Source organism: Acidocella sp. MX-AZ03, assembly GCF_027626035.1.
GTDB lineage: Bacteria > Pseudomonadota > Alphaproteobacteria > Acetobacterales > Acetobacteraceae > Acidocella > Acidocella facilis.
The window spans coordinates 3,195,626-3,219,510 of the sequence record NZ_CP110774.1; the positions used below are offsets into that span (position 1 = coordinate 3,195,626).

Sequence of the window (23,885 nt, forward strand, 5' to 3'; positions counted from 1 at the left end):
AAAACCCGCTGGATCTCTAATTCAAAGAACTGATGGCTGGTTTCGCGAGTACGATTTGAACATGTGACCTTCAGGTTGCCGACCTCCTGCATAACAAGTGGAGGCACGACCGAAGGTGGAGGCAGGCTATTTCTGACCGCTGCTGGCAGTGCCATCGCCGCCATTATTTCCGGTCATGCCATTTGAAGAGCCGGAATCCACCCCGCCGGAGGGCGGCGCCGCATCCTGAGGCTTTCCAGTTTGCCGCATTTCATGGGCTTTTTGTCGTTTCAGGATGCGGCACCTTCGTGGTGGTGCTGGTCGCGTCCTGATTGGGCGAGGTCAGGGGTTGCGCCATAACCGGATGGCAGTTCGCCGCTAACAGAGCCAGAGACGCAGCAAACATAAATTTTATCATGATCGAAGCTCCTTCGCGGTACCGAAGCCTGAGCATAGGAAAAATTGAGCGCCTAACGAGTAAAAATTGAATGTCCAGAATCACATGAACATCGCATCGGCCTGCACCGCGTTGAAAGCCGCCTCACAAACATTGATTTCATGACAGCCGAACTAACCTCACCAGACTTTTCATAGGTTTATAGCAGAGGTTTTCCTGGGTATGGTTAAAAGCCGTATGTTAATTCCAGCCTCTGTTGCAATCTCTTCGATAACTTCCAACCTCCCGCTTGTCAGGCGGCGTGCTGCCTCTGACGATAACAGAACGGAGAAACGCTATGGCTGAAAAACATAATTCAAATCCTGGAAATTTCGCCAATGACCGCGAGCGTTCGTCCGACGCCGGCCGCAAGGGCGGCTCGCACTGACCCAGGACCGATCGGGAGCGTGTCGCGCGCTCCCGATCCCTCATCGCCACCAGGAGAACGACAATGGGCCTTTTCACCACCCCGATCAAAACGCTTGATGACCTGTATCTGCATACGCTGCGCGATATCTATTATGCGGAGCACCAAATCATCAAGGTATTGCCGACGATGATCGAAAAATCCAATAATGAGGCGTTGAAAACCGCGCTGTCGACACATTTCACCGAAACGCAGGAACAGATCAAACGGCTTGAGACAGTGTTCCAGCTTCTCAATACCGAGGCGAAGGGTGTGACCTGCGAAGCCATCGAAGGCATTATCGCCGAAGCCAAGCAGGTGATGAGCGATGTTGGCGACCCCGACGTGCTGGACGCGGCGATCGCCTCGGCGGCGCAGGCTGTCGAGCATTACGAGATCAGCCGCTATGGCACATTGATCGCCATGGCGAAACGCCTGGACCGCGATGAATCTGTCGGCCTGCTGGAGGTCACGTTGCAGGAAGAGAAACACGCCGATCACAAGCTGACCGAAGTCGCTGAGCGCGAGGTCAACAAAAAGGCGGCCTGACAAGTGCGGGTTCGGCACGAGGCTAAACCTCCTTTAACAGGCTCTGAAAAGAGAAACGAAGCGCCGTGAATCAGTACAACATGAAAGACCCGGCAGCCCAATATCCGAAGCCTGAGTTTGAGAGGCAGCCCCAATCTCCGCCTGGTCTCGCGGCTGATATGGTGCCAAAGCCGGATCACGGCGAGCGCAGCTATGAGGGTTTCGGGAGGCTGAAAGGTCGAAGGGCGCTGATTACCGGCGGCGATAGCGGCATCGGGCGGGCAATCGCAATTGCTTTTGCACGCGAAGGCGCCGACATCGCGATCAACTACCTCTCTGCCGAGGATGAGGATGCGGCGGAAGTAAACCGCATCCTCACCGAGGAAGGGCGGAATATCACGCTTTTACCAGGCGATTTATCGGATGGGGCATTTTTCCTAAAACTCGTGGAAGACGCCATTCAAGCGCTGGGCGGGCTGGATATTCTGGTCAATGTTGCCGGTAAGCAAGTCTATGTCGAACAGATTTCGGGTTTGACCACGGAGCAATTCGATAAGACCTTCAGGACCAATGTCTATGCGATGTTCTGGCTCTGCAAGGCGGCTCTCCCCGCCATGCCGCCTGGAAACACAATCATCAATACAACCTCGATCCAGGCCTACAAGCCGTCGCCGGGGCTGTTGGACTATGCCTCGACAAAAGCGGCGATTGCAGCGTTTACTCACGGCCTGGCCACACAGGTGGCTGAGAAAGGGATTCGGGTAAATGCCGTGGCTCTGGGCCCCGTCTGGACGCCGCTGCAGCCAAGCGGTGGCCAACCGCAGGAAAAGGTCCAGGCGTTTGGCGCCGAAGTACCGATGAAGCGTCCGGGCCAGCCGGCGGAACTTGCGCCGGTTTACGTGTTGCTGGCCTCGCAGGAATCAAGCTTCGTCACCGGAGAAATTTATGGTGCCACCGGCGGCGGACACTTGCCTTAATCGAAGGGAGCTGCGTCATGGTCCAGAACCGGACAACGGCCAACGAGCCGGTAGGCGATATCGATCCTGGTTGCATACATCCGTCCAAACCCGTCAGACCCCCTGCAAGGCCCCCGAAGCACAGCACACCGAGACGGGGGACCGCAATGCCATGAAAGACAAGCCGCCCCGCACGGGTCATGAGCAGGGGGGTAAGGATAAAACATGACCAGATTGCCGATGCTGCTAACGGTGGCTTTGCTGGCGGCGCTCACATTGTCCGCCTGGGGCGAATCCGAAGATAATCCTCCCTTTTCTGAGAAGGATTGGGATTTCATCACGGCGGCTTACAATCTCAGCCCGATCAAATCCATTTGGCTGATATGGCGGAAAAAGCAGGAGGTGAAAAATCCCGTTCCCTGGCGGACAAGATCGCACCCGAGCATAAAAAAATCACACCATTTTAAGAGGCTTGGCGCACACGAAAGTGGGAAGCGCGACCGCGGTGCCGCTGAGTGGCCAGCATCCAGCGACGGACGCCTTGCGAGACAAGACCGGGCAGCAGTTCGACCGCGCCTACATCGCGACGGCGCGGGAGGTGGAGCAGAAGGAGATCGCGCTTTTCTATAAATAGGCTGCGGCAGGGCATAACCATACGCTTAGACGTTTCGCTGACTCCGAGCTACCAGCGCTACGGTCCAATCTCGAACTTTTACAGGAAAAACGAAACTGAACAGACATTCAACGGAGGTATTCCATGAGACGCGGCGCGCGTATCAAACCCTATAAGAATGCGTCTGGCGGCTGGGGTTCGGTTCATTCCCTCGGCAATATTCTGCTGCGCGAACATGTTCCCCTAAAAGCGCGGCCTGTTCTCAGCCGCCAGAACAAGCCTGATGGCTTTGCCTGCGTGAGCTGCGCCTGGGCGAAGCCTGCAAAGCCTCATCTGTTTGAGTTCTGCGAGAACTGCGCCAAGGCGACCGCATGGGAGATCACTCGTAACCGCGTGGAGCTAGAATTTTTTCGCAAACATTCCGTGACCGCGCTGATGGAGTGGAGCGATTTTCAGCTGGAGCAGGCCGGCCGCCTTACCCATCCGATGCGGATCCGGGCGGGGCAAAATCATTATGAAGAGGTCTCCTGGGAAACCGCTTTCGCGGAGATCGGCCAGCTTCTGAAGGGCTACGATCGGGATTCCGTTGTATTTTACACATCCGGCCGCGCGTCGTTGGGGACCTCATATCTGTATAGCCTGTTTGCCCGGGCCTACGGCACAAATAATTTGCCTGACAGCTCGAACATGTGTCACGAAACGACATCCGTTGCGTTGACCAAATCCATTGGCGTGCCGGTTGGAACCGTTACGCTTAAAGATTGTTAGCATACCGATCTGATCTTCTTTTTTGGCCAGAATACCGGCACAAACAGCCCGCGCATGCTGCATCAGCTAGAGGACGCGCGCCGGCGAGGCGTGCAGATCATAACCTTCAACCCGCTGCGCGAATGTGGGCTGGAGCGCTTCGCAAATCCACAATCACCGGCAGAGATGCTGATAAAGCCCGCTACACAGATCAGTACACAATATCACCAATTAATGATCGGTGGAGATGCCGCAGCTCTTATGGGGTTGTGCAAGGCGGTCATTGAGATGGATGATAATGCGCAGGCAATGGGCAGTGCTCGCGTAATCGATCATGAGTTCATCGAAGACCATTGCGCAGGATTTGATAAGTTTGCCGCTGCGGCGCATGAATATGATTGGGATGACATCGTCCGCCGCTCCGGATTATCGCGCACAGCCATCGAAGCTGCCGCAGTCGTCTACACGCGCGCCCCGCGCGCCATGGCGTGCTATGGTATGGGCCTCACCCAGCACAAAAACGGTGTCGAGACAATTCAGCTCCTTGTTAATCTCCTGCTTTTGCGCGGGAATATCGGTCGGCGGGGTACGGGTATCTGTCCGGTGCGGGGTCATTCCAATGTGCAAGGTCAACGCACTGTCGGGATCAGCGAGAAACCAGAACTGGTCCCGCTTGATCGGCTCGAGGCTCAGTATAGATTTGCAGCGCCTCGAAAAAAAGTCCTGAATATCATTGAGGCATGCGAAGCGTTGGTGAACGGTAAGCTGCAGGCAGTATTTCAACTTGGCGGCAATCTTGTCCGCTCCGTACCGGACCGCACGCGAATCGAACCTGCTTGGCAGGAATTGCCGCTCAGTGTCAGCATTGCCACCAAGCTCAACCGCAATCATCTTATTCATGGCAAGGTCGGATATATCCTGCCCTGCCTCAGCCGGAGCGAGGAGGATATCCAGCCTTCCGGCCCGCAGGCTGTATCCGTCGAGGACAGTATCGCCTGCATCCATGGCTCGCGCGGGCGCCAACCGCCGGCGAGTCCAAACTTGTTGTCCGAAACAAGGATTATTGCCGGCTTAGCGAAAGCCACGCTGGCGCCCAACCCCCTTATGGACTGGGAGGGCTGGGCCGATGATTATTCCAGGATCCGCACAGCACTCGGTGAAACCTACCCGGAGATTTTCCACGATATGGAGCGCCGCATGTGGCAGCCGGGCGGTTTTCCCAGACCGATCAAGGCCCGCGAGCGCATCTGGCAGACCGAAAGCCAACGGGCAAATTTCATCACACCGGAGGGCCTTAAGGAAGATCCTCATCCGCAGGATAGCCACCGTGACGTGTTTCGGATGACGACGTTACGGAGCAATGATCAGTTCAACACCAATATCTATGGCTATAATGACAGGTTCCGCGGTATCAAGGGTACTCGCATGGTGGTGCTGCTGAACCGTGACGACATGATCCGGCTCGGTATCGACGAAGGCGACATGTTGATGCTTGAGACGGTTTGGGATGACGGGATTGAGCATAAAATGAGTAGATTCCGTGCCACCGGTTACGACATCCTGCCTGGTTGCTGCGCCTCTTACTATCCAGAAGCCAACGCGCTGATGCCATTGTCGCATTATGCAGCGCGCAGCTTCACGCCAGCGGCGAAATCAATTCCGATCAGGGTCATCAAGCTCTCCAACTAAACTCACGCTAAAATGAAGAACGAGCCGAAGGCGGAACACAGCTTTATTGCGATGGCGGGGATTCGGCCAACCCGTCATTTTCATTCATGGCTGGTTGCGCGGCGTTTGATATATAGATCCTCGTCATCAGCGGCACCTGAAAGGGAAGGGTATCGCTTCAACTTTTACACTGTAGCCACTGAACCGCTATGCATCGACGATGCGGAAGATAACACGAAGGACCAATGTGTTTCGGCTATTTTTCTTCCGGGAGATCTTCCATGGCGCGGTCCAGAGCAGCTCCAACCAATTCGCTCGCCCATTCATTGATGAGGAATTTCAGCGTTTCCTCCTGCACCCCCTGCCGCCATTTTGTTCCAAAATGGCCGTCCAGACGGAGGATTAATTCATCGGCATACATCTGTTGCTCCTGTCAAAAGCATGATGGTTATTTTATTTAACGTGTGACCCGCTATTAACTGTTCTGCGTACGAATGTTTCGTTAAGTTATATCCGGCGCATTATTTAGGGATCGGACCACAGCGTCTATCTTTCAGTCGCACAGGCTTCACATTCTTTGCGTATAAAAGGTGTCGCATTTCATTTCTCCCTGCCCTTGGCGGCCTTGTGGCGAAAAGCCAAGCGCTGCCCGCAGCGCGGTCTACTAGATTACTATACCATATCTCACTCTTGAAAGGAATATATCTTGTCAGATGACCGAAATGACCGCGAGAAGGACATTGAGCAAATTGCTTGTCATTTTTGGAATGACGCGGGTCGTCCTGCGGGCAGGGACCTGGAGTTCTGGCGGCAGGCAGAAGCAGAATATAGCCGGCGCGTTTCGAAACAGAATCAGGGCCATATGGTTGAGAAAGCTGGTGAAGACAGTTTTCCAGCGAGTGATCCGCTCAATCACATGTAGCTGGAGCATGATGAAGAATTTTTTCCATCGCTCGTAACCCGGAAAATTCGGCTTGATGATTGTTTGCGGCCACGGCAGTTTAAAAGTGAGTTTGATATCCGGCTTATAATGGCTGGCGTTAATTGGATCTCCCGCTGTCTCCAAAGCTATGCAGATGCAAAAAATGTTAGCCTTTTGGCGACGTCTCGTACCAAACCATCCGCAGCGGTATCGTCTCTGCCCCCGGGGCCTTGGCTTGCCGGAGGCAGCGATTGACGTGCTTGAGGTCGCAGATTTTGTCGAATTCTTCCCGGATTATTACGTTGCCGTGGACGTCTATCAGTTCATATACGATAGCCATATCCGCCTCCGAGTAAAGGTGACTCTTTGGGCATAAGATTATCCTTTGCTTTGCATTTTTTGGCAACCCACAATTTTACAGCAATTTCATGAACTCGAATATTCATAGAACAAATTTTTAATGGTTTACGGCGGCGTTTTGTAGCTTAATTGCTGGAGTAATTTTGAGCTCCTCGTCTTTCACGTGTTCAGTACCGCAAAACCAAGACAAAACTCCACGCTGCCAAGATCTTTGCACGACTCAAATATCCCGGTCTTTTATCTGATGGATCGAGGTATTTGATTATGCCAAATTTTCTAGAGTCCCGCTTTCGCCTTCACCTTGTCTTTTAGTTCCTCGTGCGGTCATCAGGCTCTTCCCGGCTTAGTGAGAGTATCGAATCGTCTTGTTTTTCACAGCTCTTGGCGGCGAGGCCTTCCAGTTCAGCTCTATGGCTTGTCGGGTGTCATAAAATTAAACTTCAGCCCCATTCTTATTGTCGCCAAAGCACCAAAATCTCGGGAAGTCTAACGGAATATGATAACGTGTCGTCATTTGCTGCGTGCAAAACCGAATTGGAGTTCGTTGGCTGCCGCGATTGCGGACAAATTCAGTCAATGGCCGATGTTGCGTATGGCGGCTCGCTGCGTTGTGTCCGGTGCGGCCACACTCTGGAGCGATTGAACGGGCGCAGCCTCACCTTGGCTTTCGCCTGTAGCCTGGCGACCTTACTGCTGCTATTTCCCGCCAATCTGCTGCCGATCCTGCAGGTCAATATCCTCGCCGCAACCAACCATAGTTATATCGCTTCCGGCGTCGTCGGAATCTGGGCGCAGGACTGGCCAGTGGCCGCCATCGTCATCGGGCTGGAGATCATCGCTCTGCCCTTTTTGCGCTTTGGTCTGCTCAGCCTGGTGCTGGGCATGCTTTGGCTTGGCCGACCGGCTTCGTGGCTCGGGCGTGGGTTTCGCTGGGCGGAGCGGCTGGATAACTGGGCGATGATGGATGTTTTCGTCTTTGGCGGCTTCATCGGCTATGAGCGTGTGGTGCAGGAGTTGCCGGTGCGGATTCTCCCCGGCGGCTATTGCGTTATTGCTGCGGCCTTCCTGTCCCTGGTGACCCGCGCCGCGCTTGAGCGCCGGCAGATCTGGCGGCGCATCGGCCCCGTTGCCCGCGAGGCCGCGCCGGACATGATCTGCTGCACCAGTTGCGACCATCCAGCGCCGCCGCTGGCCGAAGGCCAACCTTGCCCGCGCTGCGGCGCAGCGCTGTGGCGCTGCCGGCCCTATGCGCCGATGCGCGCCATGGCTCTCACCCTGGCCGGCTTCGCCTTCTATCCGGTCGCTTATCTTTACCCGATGGAATCAAGCGACGTGCTGGGGGATCTTACCGGCTATTCCATTCTCACCGGCGTGCTGAAGCTGGTGCAGGCCAATCTGTGGATCTTCGCCGCGATCATCTTTTGCGCCAGCGTGCTGATCCCGCTGCTGAAACTCTTCGCATTTGCCTGGTTCGGGCTCTCCATTCAGCGCCGCTCCAGCGCCCGGCTGCGGCTGAAAACCCGGCTCTACCGGCTGATCAATACGATCGGCCGCTGGTCACATATCGATGTCTTCACCGTCTCGGTGTTTTTGCCGTTGATGCATCTTTCCGGGCTGCTGGCCGTTCTCGTCGGCAAGGCTCTGCCCGCCTTCCTGGCAGTGGTGGTGCTGACCATGCTGGCGGCCTCGCTGTTTGACCCGCGGGCGATGTGGCTGGCGGCGGAGCGGCGGGCATGAGCGAAAACCCACCACCGCCCGAACAGGCTGCATTCCGCCCCTCGAAATGGCCGGGGCTGATCTGGGCGGTACCGCTGGCGGCGGTGGGCATTATCGGCTGGCTGAGCCTCAGCGCCTTCGTGCATCACGGGCCGCGTGTGCGGGTGACGTTTCCGGTGACCGGCGGCTTGCGGGCCGGCACCACCAAGGTTGAGTATCAGGGCTATGTGGTCGGCCATGTCAGTGCCGTGCGGCTGGAGAAAGACCTGCAAAAGCTCCAGGTGACGCTGGATTTCGACAATCGCATGGCCGGGCATCTGGGGGCGGGCACGCGCTATTGGCTGGCTGGTACCAGCTTCAGCCTGGCGCATCTCAGCAACATCAAGGACATGGTCTCCGGTCCGGTGGTGATGCTGGACCCGCATGCCGGCGCCACGGTCACGCATGCCCAGGGGCTGGGGGCGCCGCCGGCATTGAGCGGCTCGCCGCCCGGCCTGTCCCTCACCCTCACCGCCGCGCGGCTGGACAATCTTTCCGCCGGCTCGCCGGTTTTCTTCAAAGGCTATCATGTCGGCCAGGTAACCAGCGTGGCGATGGCGCCGGATGGCGGGCATTTCAACATGGCCTTGTTCATCAAGGCGCCCTGGGAGGGGCTGGTCACCGCGCGGACGCGCTTCTGGAATGCTGGCGCGGTGCGCCTCTCCGCGGGTGGCGACGGGCCAGGGGTGCAATTACAATCCGTTCCGGCGCTGCTGATGGGGGCGGTGGCGTTCGAGACGCCTCCTGTCCCGGGCGCGGCGCCGGCAAAAACGGGCGCCACCTTCACGCTGTATGCCAGCAAGACGCAGGCGCAGGATGCCCCGGGGCCGGACGCGGTGCGCTACGCGGCAATTTTTCCCGGCGGGCCGCACGGGCTCAAGCCCGGCGCGCCGGTGCAGATCGAGGGGGCGCCGGCCGGCAGCGTCAGCGCTGTAGCCTTGCATTATGACGCGGGGCAGGGCGCGCTGCAGACGCGGGTGACCTTCAGCCTCTCCCCCGCGCGCGCCGGGGTGGCGGATGCGGCCGGGCTCAACGCCATGCTGGCGACATTGGTGGGCAAGGGGCTGCGGGCGGAGATGGGCAGCAGCGTGCCGGTGGTGGGCGGCAAGATCATCCAGCTGGAGATGGCCAAGGATGCGCCCCCGGCCCCAATCCAGCCCGGTACGCCGCCTCTGATCCCCAGCTTCGGTGCCGGCGGCGGCGATGTCAGCGGCGTCATCATCCAGCTCAACCAGGTGCTGGCCAGCGTCAACGGCATGCGGCTGGACCAGATCGCCGCCAATGTGCAGAGCGCCACCCGCCATATCGCCAGCCTCACCGGTTCGGCGCAGACCCGGCGCACGCTGCGCCATCTTGACCAGACGATGCGCCATATCGACGACATCACCCGCCGGGCCGATGCGCAACTGCCAGCCCTTCTCAGCGCGGTTCAACAAAGCGCCGATCAGGCCAGCACGCGCTGCGCGATGCGCGGAACCTACTGGCGGCGCAGCGCCAGGGTAATGCGGCGGCGGATAGCGGCGACCTGCCGCAGACGCTTTACCAGCTGTCCGAGGCGGCGCGCTCGCTGCGCGCGCTCTCCGATTTTCTCACCAGCCATCCCGGCGCGCTGCTGACCGGGCGGGGGATTGACGATGCGACGAACCGTACTGTTTCTGCTGCTCCTGCTTTCCGCCTGCGCCGGCAAGCCCACCACCTATCTGGCGCTCGTCCCGGTGCCGGGCGTGGCGCGGCCGGCCTGTGGGCTGAAGGCTCTCGCGGTCAGCGCCATCGACATTCCGCCGGCGATCGACAGGCTGCACCTGACCACCGGTGCGGCGCCGGGGGTGCTGCATGTCGCGGGCAATACCCAATGGGCCGGGCCGCTGGGGCCGATGGCGCGGATCGTGCTGGCGCAGGATCTGGCGGCACGGCTGACGCGCACGGATGTGCTGATGCCCGGCGACCCGCTGCCGCCAGAGGGCGCCGCCAGCCTGCAGGTAACGGTGCAGGAGTTCATGCCCGATGCGAAAGGCCAGGTGCGCCTGCGCGCGGACTGGACCGCGCTGGGCCCCGACGGGCAGCGGGTACTGGCGCAAGGCCGGTTTTCGCAGCGCTTCGATGGCGGCCAAGGGAGGGCTGACGAGGCGCGGAGCATGAGCCGCGCCCTCGGCGCCCTCGGCGACCAGATTGCCGCTCGGCTGGCGGGGCGGGTATGAGGAGGGGCATTGTCATCGCCTTGTTTCTCGCCGGCTGGGGCTGGCCACGGCGGCGGTGCTTTGGCTGGGGGCTGGCAAGGTGCTGCATGCCTTGTCCACGCTCGGCCCAGGCGGGCTGGCGGCGATCCTGCTCTGGCAGCTGGCGGTGTTTATCATCCTGGCCGGCGCGTGGCGGGTGCTTCTTCCCGGCGCGCCGTTCTGGCTGACGGTCTGGGGCCGGCTGGTGCGCGAGGGCGGCGAGACTTGCCTGCCGTTCTCGGAGATTGGCGGGCTGGTATTTGGCACCCGCGCGGTGATGCTGGGCGGCGCCAGCCTGCCGCGCGCCGCTGCCTCCAGCCTTGCGGACATGATCTGCGAAGCGGCGGGGCTGGTGCCGTTTATCCTGATCGGGCTCGGGTTGCTGTTGGCGCGCGCCCCGCATAATTGGCTGATTTGGCCGCTGGCGGGCGGGCTGGTGCTGCTGCTGGCCGGGGCGGGGGGCGGCTATCTCGTCCGGCGCCGGCTGGCGCGGCTGGCGCGCGGCGCGGTGACGCGGCTGCTGCGCCCCTGGACCAAGAGCGCGCCGCGCGAGGCCGAGGCGATTCAGGCGCAGACCACCAAGCTGCTGCATGACAGGCCGCGCCTGGCGCTAGCCGCCTTGATCCATTTCCTGGCCTGGTGCGCCGGGGCCGGCAATATCTGGCTGGCTTATCATTTTCTTGGCGCGCCGGTGAGCCCGGTGGCAGCGCTGGGTATTGAGAGCCTGCTGAGCAGCGTACTGGCGGTGGCTTTTCTGGTCCCGGCGGCGCTGGGGGTGCAGGAGCTGGCCTATATCGCCATTGGCGGCGCTTTTGGCGTGCCGCCGCATCTCTCCCTCGCCCTTTCCTTCATCCGCCGCGCGCGGGATATTCTGATCGGCGCGCCGGCATTGGCGATCTGGCAGGGGGTGGAGGCGCGGCGTTTGCGCCAGCAGGCGAAGGAGGCCTGAGCCGATGCCCGCCACCGACATGCGGGGGCTGGGATGGCTGCTGGCGGCAGTCGCGACCGCCGCGCTGCTCTGGACCTTGTCGGATGTGGTGATGCTGGTCTTCGCCGCGATCCTGCTCGCGGTGTTGCTGCGCGGCGCGGCGCTGCTTCTGGCCCGTTACACCCGCCTGCCGGTTGGCGGCGCTTTGGCAGTGATCATCCTGCTGCTGGTTTCTGTGTGCTGCGGGTTCGGCTGGTATTTCGGGCCACGCTTTGTCAGCGAGGGCCAGCAATTGATCCTCCAGATCCAGCATTATGTCGGGCATTTGCAACAGGATCAGGGCTTCTGGGGGCAGATGGCGCGCCGGGCGATGGCGGCCAAGGGGATTTCGCCATCGCACCGCTGGCGCCGAAACTACTGACGATGACCTTTGGCACCGGCGGCGGTATCCTGCTGCTGCTGGCCACGACGCTGTATTTGGCGATTTCGCCGGATCTCTATCTGCGCGGCATCATCCGTCTGCTGCCTGTGCCCCGCCGCCGCCGCGCGGAGGACATCGCCTTCCAGCTCTGCCAGACGCTGCGCTATTGGATGCTCGGGCAGATGGTGGACATGGGCGTGGTCGGTGTCCTGTCGATGACCGGCTTGGCGCTGCTCGGCATTCCACTGCCGTTGGCGCTGGGGGTGCTGGCGGGGCTGTTGACCTTCGTGCCTTATGTCGGCGCCATCCTCGCCGGCATACCGGCGGTCATCGTCGCCTCTACTGTCGGGAAGCTAGAGCGTATTCCGTTCACGCTGGTGCACGGAATACGCTCTAGCTTTTTGTTTGAGCGAGCAACTTTATCCGATCAAACGAGTCCGTTTGATTGGATGTTGCTCTAGCAGCAAAGATTCCGCCGGCGTAAGCCGGTGTAGGGCTGCTGAAGCTGTCGAGAGAAGCTTCGTCTGGCTCGGCCGGTGTCGCCGCCTCGCCGAGGATTTCGAGGCAATTATCGCCAGTGCTACCGCATGGGGCTGCTCGCCCCATTCGCTTGCCGACAAGAAGGCTCACACAGGTTAGGCGTATTATCCTTCAGAGGCAGGTTCTGTGAGATTTTCGTAGTGCGCCAGATAGCGACGCCCGGCATGGGGCCAGGGGGGCGAGGAAGGTTGGGGCGTCTCATGAAGCCTATGGACGATGTCTGAAAAGTTGCATATATAGTTCTATATAGAACCAGAGGAAGCGCCGTGATTGATACGAGACTGCCTTTATATCAGCAGCTTCGCGACGATTTTCTGCACCGGATCCAGACCGGTGAATGGAGCCCAGATGCCGCCTTACCGAGTGAGAACGAGCTCTGCGAGAGCCTGGGCGTCGCGGTTGGCACGGTGCGCAAGGCGTTGGATGTCCTGGTTGCGGAGGGTGTGCTGGTGCGCCAGCAGGGCAGGGGAACCTTCCTGCGGCGCGCGAGCTTCGATGCGTCCCTGTTCCGCTTCTTTCGGCATGAGGACCGCGAGGGGCGGCGCCGCGTGCCTGACTCGCATATTCTCTCCCGGCGGGGCTTGCAGGCGGATGCGGGTCTGGCCGACTTGTTGCGGCTGGCGCCCGGTGAGCCCGTGCTGGGGCTGAACCGGCTCAGACGCATCGATGGCGAGGTCGTGCTGGTCGAGGAAATTCGCTTGCCCGCCACACGGTTTGCGCTGTTGGCCGATTTGCCGATCGAGGAATTCGGCCCGTTGCTCTATCCGCTTTATGAGCGCCTCTGCGGCCAGATCGTCACCTCCGCGCGGGAATCCCTGGCCGTGGCAACCGCCAATGCCGAAATCGCGGCGCATCTTGGCATCGCCCTCGGCAGCCCCATCGTGGAAATTGAGCGCTTGGCGCTGGATTGTACCGGGCAGCCGATCGAATGGCGGCGCTCCTGGGGCGGGGGACCGGTTCCGCTATCGCGTCGATATTCGCTGATCAAATTCATCTGAAACGGGCTGGTTAAAAAGCCCAAAGGGGGAAGCGTGGCTATTTTCATTTCAAAACTGACGCCTGTGGAGCGCCGTACATTCTGGGCCTGCTTTGGCGGCTGGGGGCTGGATGCGTTCGACTTCATGGTCTTTACCCTGGCGATCCCGGCGCTGATGACGGCTTTCCATGTCGGGCGCGCCGATATCGGCGCGCTGGGCAGTGCCGCCTTGTTCGCCTCGGCGTTTGGCGGATGGCTGGGGGGCGCCATTTCCGACAAGATCGGCCGGGTGAGGGCGCTGCAGGTGATGATCCTGTGGTTCTCTCTGGCCACGGGCCTGTCCGCCCTGGCGCAGAATTTCGACCAGCTGCTGGTGCTGAAAGCCCTGCAGGGGCTGGGCTTTGGCGGTGAGTGGGCCGCGGGGGCGGTATTGATGAGCGAGACCATCCGCCCGGCTTGGCGCGGCCGCGCCCTGGCCGGCGTTCAAAGTGCCTGGGCGGTGGGCTGGGGGGCCTCCGTTCTCGCCTATGGCGCCTGTTTCTATCTCTTGCCGGAAGCGCTCTCCTGGCGCGTGCTGTTTGGCATCGGCCTGCTGCCGGCGCTGCTGATCCTCTTCGTGCAGCGCGCCGTGCCGGAGCCCGTTCATCAGGCCGGGAAAGCCGTTCAGCCGATGCCCTTTCTGGGGATTTTCCGGCCGGAAGTGCTGCGTATGACGGTGCTGAGCTGCCTGCTCGCGGTGGGCGCGCATGGCGGCTATTATGCGTTGACGACCTTCCTGCCGACCTATCTGAAAACGTCTCGGCATTTGTCGGTGACGCATACGTCGCTGTATCTGGCGGTGATCATCGTGGCGTTCTTCTGCGGCTGCCTTGCCTCGGCGGCGCTGATCGACCGGATCGGTAGGCGGCGCAATATTTCGCTTTTCGCGGTCTGCTCGGCGCTCAGCGTGGCGCTGTATCTGCTGCTGCCGCTGAATGATACGGAAATGCTGATCATCGGCTTTCCGGTTGGCTTTTTCGCCGCCGGCATTCCCTCCAGCATGGGCGCCTTGTTCACTGAGCTGTTCCCGGCCGGCACCAGGGGGACGGCGGTTGGGTTCTGCTATAATTTTGGCCGTGTGGTCGCCTCCTTCTTTCCGTTACTGGTCGGTATCGTGAGTCGCTCCGTACCGCTCGGCACGGCGATTGGTGTGTCGGCGGCGGGGTGTTACGCGCTTGTGGTGCTCGCGGTGGCCATGCTGCCGGAAACCCGGCAGCGCGCGCTCGCCGATACGATCCCGGCCGAGGCCGATTGACCCAGGAGAAAATTGAAGTGCGGTTTGTTCACGGCGTCGATGCGCACGCCCATGTCTTCCATCGTGGCCTCAAATTGGCCGAAGGGCGCCGTTACGCCCCGATGGCCGATGCCACGCTGGCTGACTATCTGGCGTTTCTGGACCGGATGGGGATGGCGCAGGGCGTGCTGGTGCAGCCGAGCTTTCTGGGCGTGGATAACAGCTATCTTCTGGATTGTCTGGTCCAGTCCCAGGGGCGGCTGCGCGGGGTTGCGGTGATTCCCGAGGTGACGCCGGCATCGGCGCTTTCGGCGTTGTTCGCCGCCGGTGTGCGGGCGGTGCGCTTCAACCTGATCGGCCGGGCCTTGCCGGATTTCCGCAGTGCGGGGTGGCGCGCGCAATTGCAGCGTCTCGCCGGGGCGGGGCTGCATGCCGAAATTCAGTGCCGGGGCGAGGACGCGCTGGCGCTGCTGACGGCGCTGCTGGAGACGCTGCCGCACGTGGTGCTGGACCATTACGGCCTGCCGCCGGGCGGCGAGCCGGACCATGCCGTCGTGCGCCAAATCCTGAAGCTGGCGCAGACAGGGCGTGTCTATGTGAAAATCTCCGCTCCCTACCGGTTCCTGCCGCCGGGCGCCGCGGTGCGGACGCTGCTGCGCGCCTATTGGAAGGCGTTTGGCGCGGCGCGTCTGCTCTGGGGCTCCGACTGGCCGCATACGCAATTCGAAAATCGCGCCGACCCGCGGCGCAGCCTGGATGAGATTTGTGACGCCGTTGGCGCAGACAGCGCTGCACTGGCCGCACTGACGGCGACCACCGCGCGCGCCCTCTATGGTTTTGAACCGCCCGGCTTGGCCTGATACGTGTCTGCCGCGACCAGAGCGTCACGCCTGAAAGCCGCCTGCCTGGCTGAGAGCGAATCCTTGTATGAGGTCGTGCCCCAGGCCTCCTACACACCACCGGCAGCCGGGAAGGGGCTTGTGGCGGGGGCGTAGCATCCGTTCCGGCGTAATGGCTCGAACCGAGACGGAACTGCGTTCAAGCAAGAAGCGGCCGACTCCAGGTTTTTATCCGGGTGAGCAGGAGGTGGTATTTCTGGTGATCAGAAGGGCCAACAGGTGCAATTACTGCACGGCGCGCACAGCATGATCGCGGATAAGATGTCCAAGCTTCCCGCCGATGTTCCGGCGGCACTGCGCAGTGACGGCACAATCAACGATCCGAAACTGCCAGCATGCGCGAGATTCACGCAGCCTATTTTCGATATGCACGGTTTGTCAGCCCAAAAAAGATCTCGACGCCTTCCGCGCCGCCGGCTCTGCCGACCACCATGCGCGGGAAATTATTCTGGCCATGGCGGTGAAGACGCTGAGCAATTACGCCAATTACCTCTTCCATACCGAACTGGATGGAATGTTCGTTGGGTATCGCGTCGGCTGAATCCTTTACTCCGGCGCGCCTGGCGCGCGCCCCTGGCAGAAACGGGCAATCAGCGCATCAAGCGACAGCAGCCCGCCCCTTGCGAAATCAGCACCAGCATCATCGCCGCCCATTGAATATGCGTAGGCCAGGCCTGGGGATAGACGAAAATCTCGATCACCGCCGTCATGCCCAGCAGCGCCAGCGCGGCGAAACGCGTGCCCAGCCCGAGCAGCAGCAAGGGCGGCAGCGCAACCTCCTGCGCCACCGCGAGGTGGGCGGCGAATGTCGGCGGCAGCAACGGCACCTGATAGGACGTGGCAAACATGTAGAGCGTGGTGTCCCAGTTCGCGAGATGGGTCTGGGCGGAGCTGAAAAACACGTTTGCCAGCGCCACGCGGGCGGTGAGCGCCACCAGCCAATAGGGTATTCTGCCGAGCAAATCGATGAGTTTCTGGATCAGGGCGACAGGCGCGAGCGCCCCGTTCCGCAACAGACCATGCGACATGATAGGGCCTCCTTTGACATTCATGATTGAGCGTCTCGCCAGAAGCTGAACAGGCCGAGGGTGAAGCACTGCGCCAGGGCGGAGGCGGCGTGATCTCCAGCATGGCTGGCGGCATCTTCCAGGGAGACTGCGCTGGCCAGCATGACGGCAAGCGAAAATGCCGTCTGGTCCAGCTCATGCATCTCGATCCCCTCCGGCCCGTGCAGCAGCGCGATCTGTTCGATATTGTCATCCGCCGGCGGGTGCTCCGCGCCGCTCAGCAACGCCGCCCAGAGCGGCCGCACATCGCGCCGCAAGGTTAGCAAGGACAGCGACGGGCGCGGGAGAAACACCAGCGTCTCGGGTGCGTTGGCGAGGCTGGCGGGGTCGAGCGGCGGCGCGTCCTGCGCGTGCAGCGCGCGATGCACAGACCAGTCCAGCCAGGCGAGGTCGGCTAGCTCTGGCAGGCGCGCCTGGGCGGCGCTGTCTGCCAGAAAGGCGGGGAAGGTGGCGCCGTAGCGGTGCAAATCCGCGTCGCGCGGCGGGTGCGTCAGACAAAAATCCGCCGCCAGGGCGTTGAAGGCGGCATCTCCGAGTAGCTTTTGCGTGGCGGGAAAGGCGAGGCGCAGAACCAACGCCAGATTGCCGCGCAGATTATTCCGGTACACCGCCAGCCCCGGCGCCGCGCCGGGCGCGGCGGGCGCCAACAACGCGGCCTGGAAGGCGGCCTGGCGTTCACGCAACGAGGGCATGCTGGCCCCCGCCACACGCCGCGAGCATTGACTGCGCCTGCGCCGCCTCGGCCAGCAGGGCGGACAAAGGCGGCAATCTGGCATCGCGCTCGATCATCACCGGGCGCGGGCCGATTATCTCCAGCGCGGTCTGGAACAGCGCCCAGACATCGCCGGCGACGGGGCGGTCATGCGTGTCCAGCAGCAGCCCCTCGGCCTCATCCTCGCCCGGCGCATGGCCGGCAAGGTGATATTCCCCCACCGCCGCGGCGGGCAGGGCGCGCAAATAAGCCCGCGCGTCCCAGCCGTGATTATGCGCGCTGACAAAGATATTGTTGATGTCGCAGATCATCCCGCAGCCGGTGCGCTGGCACAGGGCCGTCAGAAATTCCGGTTCGGGAATGCTGGATTCAGCGAATTGCAGACAGGTCGAAGGGTTCTCGACCAGGATGGGGCGGCCCAGCGCCTCCTGCCCGCGCAGCACGTTGCGGCAGACGACCTCAAGGCTCTCCTCATGCAAGGGCAAGGGCAACAGATCCGCCAGATGCGTGCCGCCGGCCCCGGTCCAGGCCAGATGCTCCGACAGCAAAGCCGGTTCGATCCGTTGCGCCAGCGCGCGCAGCCGGGCGAGATGCGCGGCATCGAGCCCCTCGGCACTGCCGAGGGAAAGCCCGACCCCGTGCAGCGAGACCGGGTAGTCAGCCCGGACCCGCTCCAGCGCCGCCGCCGCCGGGCCGCTCAGGTAATTCTCGCTATGCACCTCCACCCAGGCGATCTCCGGCCGGGAGGCCAGAAATTCCTGGTGATGAGGCAGGCGAAGCCCGATCCCGGCGGCGAGCGGCGCGCCCATTTCAGGCTTTGCCCGGGGTCAGGGAGCCGCCGGCGATCTTCTCGCAATCGCCTTGCGGCAGCAGCACGAAGGAGGCGGGGTCGCGCGCCATCGTCGCCTGGCCGGCACAGGAATGCGCCCCGGCGGCGCAATCATTCCGGCCGATGGCGTTGACGCCATAGCATTTCTGCAAATGCTCGGTGGCCATCTTCATCTTGTTGGCCTGCTGTGTGGGGGTCATGGTCTGGGCGGCGGCGATAACCGGCGCGGCGGCGGCCAGCCCGATGGCGGCGGTGAGAATTTTGGCGGTAACGAAACGGCGTTCCATGCGTATCTCCTGCTCTGCGCCGCCGGAGTGGCGGCTGCATGAGGTTGTTCGCAACCGGCGGCGAAAAGGTTACGCGCCCTCGGGAAAAATGATCTGGAGGTCTGGGGCGGCGCGGTTGGAGCGGCAACGCCTCCAGCATTGACGCCAGGGGCGCGAAAATCCTCCGGCCATGAAAATATATTCAAGACCTCTGTAACCTTAGCGCGCCTGCGCACGAACAGTTCCGTGGCGGCATTCGGATGGTCCGGCGCCGCGCGCTTGAAAAGAAAATCCACGATGATGTTCAATGCCGCGGTGCGCGCGACACTGGCGCTGACCAATGAATAGGGCCCAAACGGATTGGCATATGAGCGTCCAGCCGGTAGCCTTACCCGCGGCAAGAGGGCGGATGGCAGAAGAAGACCCCAACTGGCGGATCTGGATGGCGGCGGCCCAGGCCGGAGACCAGCGCGCCTATGCCGCTCTGTTGGCTGCGGCGCTCCCTTGGCTGCGCCGGCGGGCGCGGGGGCGTTGGCCGGCCTCCAGCGCCGCCGACATTGAAGATATGGTGCAGGAAACGTTGCTTGCCCTGCACCAGAGCCGTCATCTCTACGACCCGGCCAGCCCCCTGCAGCCCTTCCTGTTCGGCATTCTCAAGCTGCGCGGCGCGGAGATTCGCCGCCGCCGCCATCGCCACGCCGGACGCGAGACGGCGCTTGAAGATATGCCAGCAGATACCGGCGCATTGATGACGCAGGGCACACAGGAACAAGATGTGGAACAGGCGGGGCTGCGAAAAGCGCTGGCCAGTTTGGGCGCGCGCGACCGGCAGGTGCTGGGGCTGCTTAAAATCCGCCAGCTTTCGCTGAAGGAGGCCATGGTTGAAACCGGGATGAGCGTGGCGGCGCTGAAAGTGGCATCGTTTCGCGCCGTGCAGCGGCTGAAACAGGCCCTGAAAGGGGGCACGGATGAAGAGTGAGGATTTAGTTGAGCGGTTGGCGCGGAACCTGGCGCCTGTTCGCCGGCTGCCGTCACCCGGTGCCTTGATGGCGCGCTGGCTGTTGGTCACGCTGCCGGTGTTGGCGGCCGTGACACTGATGATGAAGCTGCGTCCGGACCTTGCCGTCCTGCTCGTACAGCCGCGCTTCATGCTGACCGAAGGGCTGGCGGCGGCGACGATGTTGAGTTCCGCCTACGCCGCCTTCTGCGCCGGGCGGCCGGACCAGCCAGTGTGGAAACTTTTCATGCCCATGGCGGGTTTTCTCCTATGGCTGACTGCGCTGGGGCGGCAATGTTTCGTGCTCTCGGTGCAAACGGACGGTGCCGCGCTGGTGTTGCATGCCGACTGGCAGTGTGTGCCAGCCATCGCCATGACCGCGTTGGTCCCGGCCGCGGCGATGGTATGGCTGCTGCGCCGCAGCGCGAAATTCCGGCCGACTCATGCCTGCCTGTGCGGCACCCTGGCCGCCGCTGCCGCCGCCGAACTCGTACTGCCGCTGTTCCATGCGGCGGACACGATGATGACGCTGCTGGTCTGGCAGATGGGCAGTGTCGCGCTCTTCACCCTGCTCGGCGCACTGACGGTGCGGCTGGGATTGAATACCCTCGGATAGAGGTTCTTTCCCTTGGGAGGGAAGCGCCGTGGTAATGGCGCCGGTCTCTCCCGCGCGGGCCGACCGTTGATGGTTTCCTAACTATTTACAGCATCAAGCTTTTAGCTTGATGCTGTAAGTTTTGTTTTGGCGAGCAATATGTGTTTAGGCGCCGAGGCGCCCGTGGCAGTGCTTGTATTTCTTGCCGGAGCCGCAGGGGCAGAAGGCGTTGCGCGGGGTGGCGTTCCAGGTTTCGGGGCGGGCGGGGTCCACCTCGTCCGAGGAGAAGCCTTCCGCCACCGGGTCGCTCAGCGCCGGGGCGCCGGGGGCGGGGTGCAGCTCCTGCGTCGCCTCGGCCTGCGGCTCGGCCGGCATCTGCACGCTCACATGCGCCATCGCCACGCTGACGCGCTCCTTCAGATCGTCCAGCATCGCGGCGAACATCGAGAAGGCTTCGCGCTTATATTCATTCAGCGGGTCGCGCTGGCCATAGCCGCGCAGGCCGATGCCCTGGCGCAGATAATCCAAGCCCAGAAGATGCTCCTTCCAGACCGTATCCAGCGTCTGCAGCAGCACGGATTTCTCGATATAGGCGGTCAGTTGCGGACCGAAACCGGCGGCCTTGGCGGCGGCGGCCTCGGCGGCAGCCTGCTCGATGCGCTCGCGCAGATGCACCTCGTCGATGCCCTCTTCCGCCGCCCAGTCGGCGATTGGCAGATCCAGCGCCAGCACGCGGGCAATGTCCGCCGCCAGTTCCGTCGTCTGCCATTGCTCGGCAAAGGCTTTTTCCGGCACGCGGTTTTCGACCATCGCGGCGATGACATCGTTGCGCATCTCGGTGACGATGTCCGAGACATCCTCGGCGCGCATGAACTCCCGGCGCTGGGCGTAGACCTCCTTGCGCTGGTCGTTCATCACGTCGTCATATTTCAGCACGTTCTTGCGCATGTCGAAATTGCGGATTTCGACCTTCTTCTGCGCCTTCTCCAATGCCTTGTTGATCCAGGGATGGATGATGGCCTCGCCATCCTTCAGCCCCAGTTTCTGCAGCATGCCGCCCATCCGGTCGGAGCCGAAAATGCGCATCAGATCGTCTTCCAGCGACAGGAAGAAGCGCGAGGCGCCGGGGTCGCCCTGGCGGCCGGAGCGGCCGCGCAGCTGGTTGTCGATGCGCCGGCTTTCATGGCGCTCGGTGCCGATGACGAAGAGGCCGCCGGCGGCCTTCACCAGCGCGTGGTTGGCCTCGATCTCGGCGCGCAGGGCGGCGGGGTCGATATCCGGCTCCAGCGCCAGGCGCATCTCGTAATTGCCGCCGAGTTTGATGTCGGTGCCGCGCCCGGCCATGTTGGTGGCGATGGTGATGGCGCCGGGCGCGCCGGCCTGGGCGACGATCTTGGCTTCCTGCTCGTGGAAGCGGGCGTTCAGCACGCTGTGCTGGATGCCCTTGGCGGTGAGCAGGTTGGAGATGATCTCGCTCTTCTCGATCGAGGTGGTGCCGACCAGCACCGGCTGGCCGCGCTCCCGGCATTCCTGGATCAGGCTGGCGACCGCCTCATATTTCTCGGCCGCCGAGCGATAGACCTCGTCATGCTGGTCGTCGCGCGCCACCGGCACGTTGGTGGGGATTTCGACGACGCTGAGCTTGTAGATCTGCTCGAACTCGTCCGCCTCGGTCATCGCCGTGCCGGTCATGCCGGAGAGCTTGGGGTAGAGGCGGAAATAATTCTGGAAGGTGATGGAGGCGAGCGTCTGGTTCTCCTGCTGAACCTCAACCCGCTCCTTGGCTTCTAGCGCCTGGTGCAGACCATCCGAATAGCGGCGGCCTTCGAGCATGCGGCCGGTGAATTCGTCGATGATGACGATTTTGCCGTCGCGGACGATATAATCGACATCGCGGGCGAAGAGGGTGCGGGCACGCAGGCTTTGCTGGACGTGATGGACCAGGGCGACATTGCTGCGGTCATACAGCCCGCCGGTGAGCAGGCCGGTCTGCTGCAGCATCTCTTCGACGGTCTCGGCCCCCAGCTCGGTCATGTTCACCGTGCGGGCTTTCTCGTCCTTCTCGTAATATTCATGCTTGCCGTCCTCGGCGAGCTGGCCGCGGGCGAGGAAGGCCTCGACCACCGTATCCACCTGGGCGTAGAGGCCGGTGGGCTCATCCGAGGGGCCGGAGATGATCAGCGGGGTGCGGGCCTCGTCGATCAGGATCGAGTCGACCTCATCGACGATGGCGTAGAAGAAGGGCCGCTGGACCATGTCCTCCAGCCGGTACTTCATATTATCGCGCAGATAATCGAAACCGAATTCGTTGTTGGTGCCGTAGGTGATGTCGGCGGCATAGGCGGCGCGGCGGTGCTGCTCCTCCACGGCGGGGATGATGACGCCGGTGGACAGGCCCAGGAAGCCGTAGAGCTGGCCCATCTGCTGGGCGTCGCGGCTGGCCAGATAATCGTTGACGGTGACGACATGCACGCCCTTGCCGGCGAGCGCGTTGAGATAGACCGCCAGGGTGGCGACCAGGGTCTTGCCCTCGCCGGTCTTCATTTCGGCGATGCGGCCCTCATGCAGCACCATGCCGCCGATCAGCTGCACATCGAAATGGCGCATGCCGAGCACCCGGCGCGAGGCCTCGCGGACCACGGCGAAGGCTTCCTCCAGCAGCTCGTCCAGGCTCTCCCCGGCTTCGATCCGGGCCTTGAATTCGGTGGTTTTCGCGGCCAGGGCGGCATCGTCCAGCGCCTGCAGGGCGGGCTCCAGCGCATTGATGGCGGCGACCCGGCGCTTGAAGCTTTTCAGGGCGCGGTCATTGCTGGAGCCGAAAACGGCGCGGGCGAGGCTGGAGAGCATGATGGACAGAAAATCCGCACGGCTGATGATAAAGGACGAGCGTTGACATAGTCGCGGGGGCAGGCAGGGTCAAATAACCGCGCCTCAGAGCAGCACGAAATCCTTGGCCGCCAAGGGCTCCGGCGGGGTTTCGCCCAGCGCCTCGGCGACGGCGATCTCGATGGCGCGGACCATGGCATCCAGCGGCAGGCCGTTGGCGGTGTCGGAGAACGGGGCTTCCAGCTCCTCGCCCAGCGCATCCAGCCCCAGGAAGGAATAGGCCAGGGTCAGGCTGAGGACGGGGGTACAGATGCCCAGCGTGTCCACCATGCCGAAGGGCAGCAGGATGCAGAACAACCAGACCATCCGGTGCAGCATCAGCGAATAGGCGAAGGGCATCGGCGCCCCGCGCAGCCGCTCGCAGGCGCTCTGGATGCCGGCCATGGTGCCGAGATGGTCGGAAAACAGCCGGTAGGTGATGTCGGAGATCCGCCCGTCGCGCTGGCGGGCGCCGAAATGATGCGCCAGCTCGGTCAGCAGGCGGCCGGGCCTGGCCGGGGCGGTGCCGCGCAGCTCGTGGCGGAGCTGGCTGGCGAAGGCGGCGGTCAGGCGCGCGCCCTGGCGGTGCAGCGGGTCTTCCTCCGGCAGCAAAGCGGTGAGGTCGCGCAGAAAATTGCGTGAGGCGGCGATCAGCGCCCCCCATTGTTTGCGCCCCTCCCACCAGCGATCGTAACAGGCATTGTTCCGGAAACCGAGGAAGATCGGCACGCTGAGCCCCAGCATGGTGAATGGCGCTGGGCTGGGGACGCCGATCAGGCCGGGCCAGAGATGGTGCAGCCCCACGGCGAGGATGGCGATCAGCCCGATGAAGATCAGCCGGGGGGCGATGGTCGGCAGCACCGAGCCGCGCAGCAGGAAGATCAGGCCAAAGCCGGTGGGCCGGGGGCGGACAATCATGGCCGGCCTCCTA

Annotated in this window: 24 protein-coding genes and 1 pseudogene; 18 read left to right on the forward strand and 7 right to left on the reverse strand. The window is 62.3% G+C overall.

All coding sequences use genetic code 11. The features are described 5' to 3' along the window. The first annotated feature begins 713 nt into the window (after positions 1–713). The 5 genes and pseudogenes from GT370_RS21675 to GT370_RS17695 all read left to right on the forward strand — a co-directional run bounded on the left by GT370_RS21675 (position 714) and on the right by GT370_RS17695 (position 5,354). Entirely contained in the window at positions 714–803 is a 90-nt protein-coding gene (locus GT370_RS21675) for a KGG domain-containing protein (RefSeq protein ID WP_083878787.1), read from the forward strand. 63 nt (positions 804–866) lie between these two features. Then, positions 867–1,370 carry a YciE/YciF ferroxidase family protein gene (locus GT370_RS17675; protein ID WP_008495191.1) on the forward strand — a complete coding sequence of 168 codons (504 nt, stop codon included), beginning with the start codon at positions 867–869 and terminating at the stop codon, positions 1,368–1,370. Positions 1,371–1,435: 65 nt separating this feature from the next. Then, entirely contained in the window at positions 1,436–2,326 is an 891-nt protein-coding gene (locus tag GT370_RS17680; RefSeq protein ID WP_008495192.1) for an SDR family oxidoreductase, read from the forward strand. A 466-nt stretch (positions 2,327–2,792) separates the two neighbouring features. Further along, positions 2,793–2,939, forward strand: coding sequence for a hypothetical protein (locus GT370_RS17685; protein ID WP_168118442.1), 147 nt, complete (start codon positions 2,793–2,795; stop codon positions 2,937–2,939). A 414-nt stretch (positions 2,940–3,353) separates the two neighbouring features. Beyond that, positions 3,354–5,354, forward strand: a pseudogene (locus GT370_RS17695) (FdhF/YdeP family oxidoreductase). 235 nt (positions 5,355–5,589) lie between these two features. Here GT370_RS17695 and GT370_RS17700 read toward each other — a convergent pair. Beyond that, entirely contained in the window at positions 5,590–5,754 is a 165-nt protein-coding gene (locus GT370_RS17700; protein ID WP_168118443.1) for a hypothetical protein, read from the reverse strand. Positions 5,755–6,039: 285 nt separating this feature from the next. Between GT370_RS17700 and GT370_RS21680 the strand changes: the two genes are divergently transcribed. From GT370_RS21680 to GT370_RS17755, 11 genes are all read left to right on the forward strand, one after another. Then, complete coding sequence (locus GT370_RS21680) at positions 6,040–6,255, forward strand: DUF2934 domain-containing protein (RefSeq protein ID WP_144052811.1); 216 nt, start codon at positions 6,040–6,042, stop codon at positions 6,253–6,255. Positions 6,256–7,254: 999 nt separating this feature from the next. Next, positions 7,255–8,352, forward strand: a complete 1,098-nt coding sequence (locus GT370_RS17710; RefSeq protein ID WP_008495199.1) for a paraquat-inducible protein A — start codon at positions 7,255–7,257, stop codon at positions 8,350–8,352. Next, on the forward strand, positions 8,349–9,986 hold the full coding sequence (locus GT370_RS17715) for a PqiB family protein (protein WP_270183475.1): 1,638 nt from the start codon (positions 8,349–8,351) through the stop codon (positions 9,984–9,986). The genes GT370_RS17710 and GT370_RS17715 overlap by 4 nt, the downstream gene beginning before the upstream one ends. 18 nt (positions 9,987–10,004) lie before the next feature. Continuing rightward, positions 10,005–10,568, forward strand: a complete 564-nt coding sequence (locus tag GT370_RS17720; RefSeq protein WP_008495201.1) for a PqiC family protein — start codon at positions 10,005–10,007, stop codon at positions 10,566–10,568. Beyond that, complete coding sequence (locus tag GT370_RS17725) at positions 10,540–11,535, forward strand: lysylphosphatidylglycerol synthase domain-containing protein (RefSeq protein WP_270183476.1); 996 nt, start codon at positions 10,540–10,542, stop codon at positions 11,533–11,535. The genes GT370_RS17720 and GT370_RS17725 overlap by 29 nt, the downstream gene beginning before the upstream one ends. A 4-nt stretch (positions 11,536–11,539) precedes the next feature. Then, positions 11,540–11,935 (forward strand): AI-2E family transporter, encoded by a 396-nt coding sequence (locus tag GT370_RS17730; protein ID WP_270183477.1) that lies wholly within the window; start codon positions 11,540–11,542, stop codon positions 11,933–11,935. A gap of 2 nt (positions 11,936–11,937) precedes the next feature. Continuing rightward, complete coding sequence (locus tag GT370_RS17735; RefSeq protein WP_270183478.1) at positions 11,938–12,396, forward strand: AI-2E family transporter; 459 nt, start codon at positions 11,938–11,940, stop codon at positions 12,394–12,396. 345 nt (positions 12,397–12,741) lie between these two features. Continuing rightward, positions 12,742–13,473, forward strand: coding sequence for a GntR family transcriptional regulator (locus tag GT370_RS17740; protein WP_270183479.1), 732 nt, complete (start codon positions 12,742–12,744; stop codon positions 13,471–13,473). A 33-nt stretch (positions 13,474–13,506) separates the two neighbouring features. Beyond that, the gene (locus GT370_RS17745; protein ID WP_039885414.1) at positions 13,507–14,745 is read left to right on the forward strand and encodes an MFS transporter; all 1,239 of its coding nucleotides are present in this window, start codon (positions 13,507–13,509) and stop codon (positions 14,743–14,745) included. Positions 14,746–14,762: 17 nt separating this feature from the next. Beyond that, complete coding sequence (locus GT370_RS17750; protein WP_168118444.1) at positions 14,763–15,584, forward strand: amidohydrolase family protein; 822 nt, start codon at positions 14,763–14,765, stop codon at positions 15,582–15,584. A 319-nt stretch (positions 15,585–15,903) separates the two neighbouring features. Beyond that, a complete protein-coding gene (locus GT370_RS17755; RefSeq protein WP_144052813.1) occupies positions 15,904–16,164 on the forward strand; it encodes a hypothetical protein in 261 nt (86 codons plus the stop codon). A 49-nt stretch (positions 16,165–16,213) separates the two neighbouring features. Here the strand turns inward: GT370_RS17755 and GT370_RS17760 are convergent, their stop codons facing one another. From GT370_RS17760 to GT370_RS17775, 4 genes are read right to left on the reverse strand one after another with little or no spacing between them, the layout of a single operon-like run. Further along, positions 16,214–16,651 carry a DoxX family protein gene (locus tag GT370_RS17760; RefSeq protein ID WP_270183480.1) on the reverse strand — a complete coding sequence of 146 codons (438 nt, stop codon included), beginning with the start codon at positions 16,649–16,651 and terminating at the stop codon, positions 16,214–16,216. A 20-nt stretch (positions 16,652–16,671) separates the two neighbouring features. Then, positions 16,672–17,382 (reverse strand): HvfC/BufC N-terminal domain-containing protein, encoded by a 711-nt coding sequence (locus tag GT370_RS17765; RefSeq protein ID WP_168118445.1) that lies wholly within the window; start codon positions 17,380–17,382, stop codon positions 16,672–16,674. After that, entirely contained in the window at positions 17,366–18,211 is an 846-nt protein-coding gene (bufB, locus tag GT370_RS17770; protein WP_008495211.1) for an MNIO family bufferin maturase, read from the reverse strand. Before bufB ends, GT370_RS17765 begins: the two co-directional genes overlap by 17 nt. A gap of 1 nt (position 18,212) precedes the next feature. Next, entirely contained in the window at positions 18,213–18,518 is a 306-nt protein-coding gene (locus GT370_RS17775; RefSeq protein ID WP_008495212.1) for a BufA1 family periplasmic bufferin-type metallophore, read from the reverse strand. Positions 18,519–18,906: 388 nt separating this feature from the next. On the opposite strand from GT370_RS17775, the gene GT370_RS17780 reads away from it, so the two are divergent. Together GT370_RS17780 and GT370_RS17785 are read left to right on the forward strand one after the other, a co-directional pair. Next, positions 18,907–19,476 carry an RNA polymerase sigma factor gene (locus GT370_RS17780; RefSeq protein ID WP_039885417.1) on the forward strand — a complete coding sequence of 190 codons (570 nt, stop codon included), beginning with the start codon at positions 18,907–18,909 and terminating at the stop codon, positions 19,474–19,476. Beyond that, positions 19,466–20,110: an NrsF family protein gene (locus GT370_RS17785; RefSeq protein WP_039885418.1), complete on the forward strand. Its 645-nt coding sequence runs from the start codon at positions 19,466–19,468 to the stop codon at positions 20,108–20,110. The genes GT370_RS17780 and GT370_RS17785 overlap by 11 nt, the downstream gene beginning before the upstream one ends. A 144-nt stretch (positions 20,111–20,254) precedes the next feature. Here the strand turns inward: GT370_RS17785 and secA are convergent, their stop codons facing one another. Further along, positions 20,255–22,936: a preprotein translocase subunit SecA gene (secA, locus tag GT370_RS17790; RefSeq protein ID WP_008495215.1), complete on the reverse strand. Its 2,682-nt coding sequence runs from the start codon at positions 22,934–22,936 to the stop codon at positions 20,255–20,257. A gap of 84 nt (positions 22,937–23,020) precedes the next feature. After that, positions 23,021–23,872, reverse strand: coding sequence for a bestrophin family protein (locus tag GT370_RS17795; RefSeq protein WP_008495216.1), 852 nt, complete (start codon positions 23,870–23,872; stop codon positions 23,021–23,023). Between the last annotated feature and the right edge of the window lie 13 nt (positions 23,873–23,885).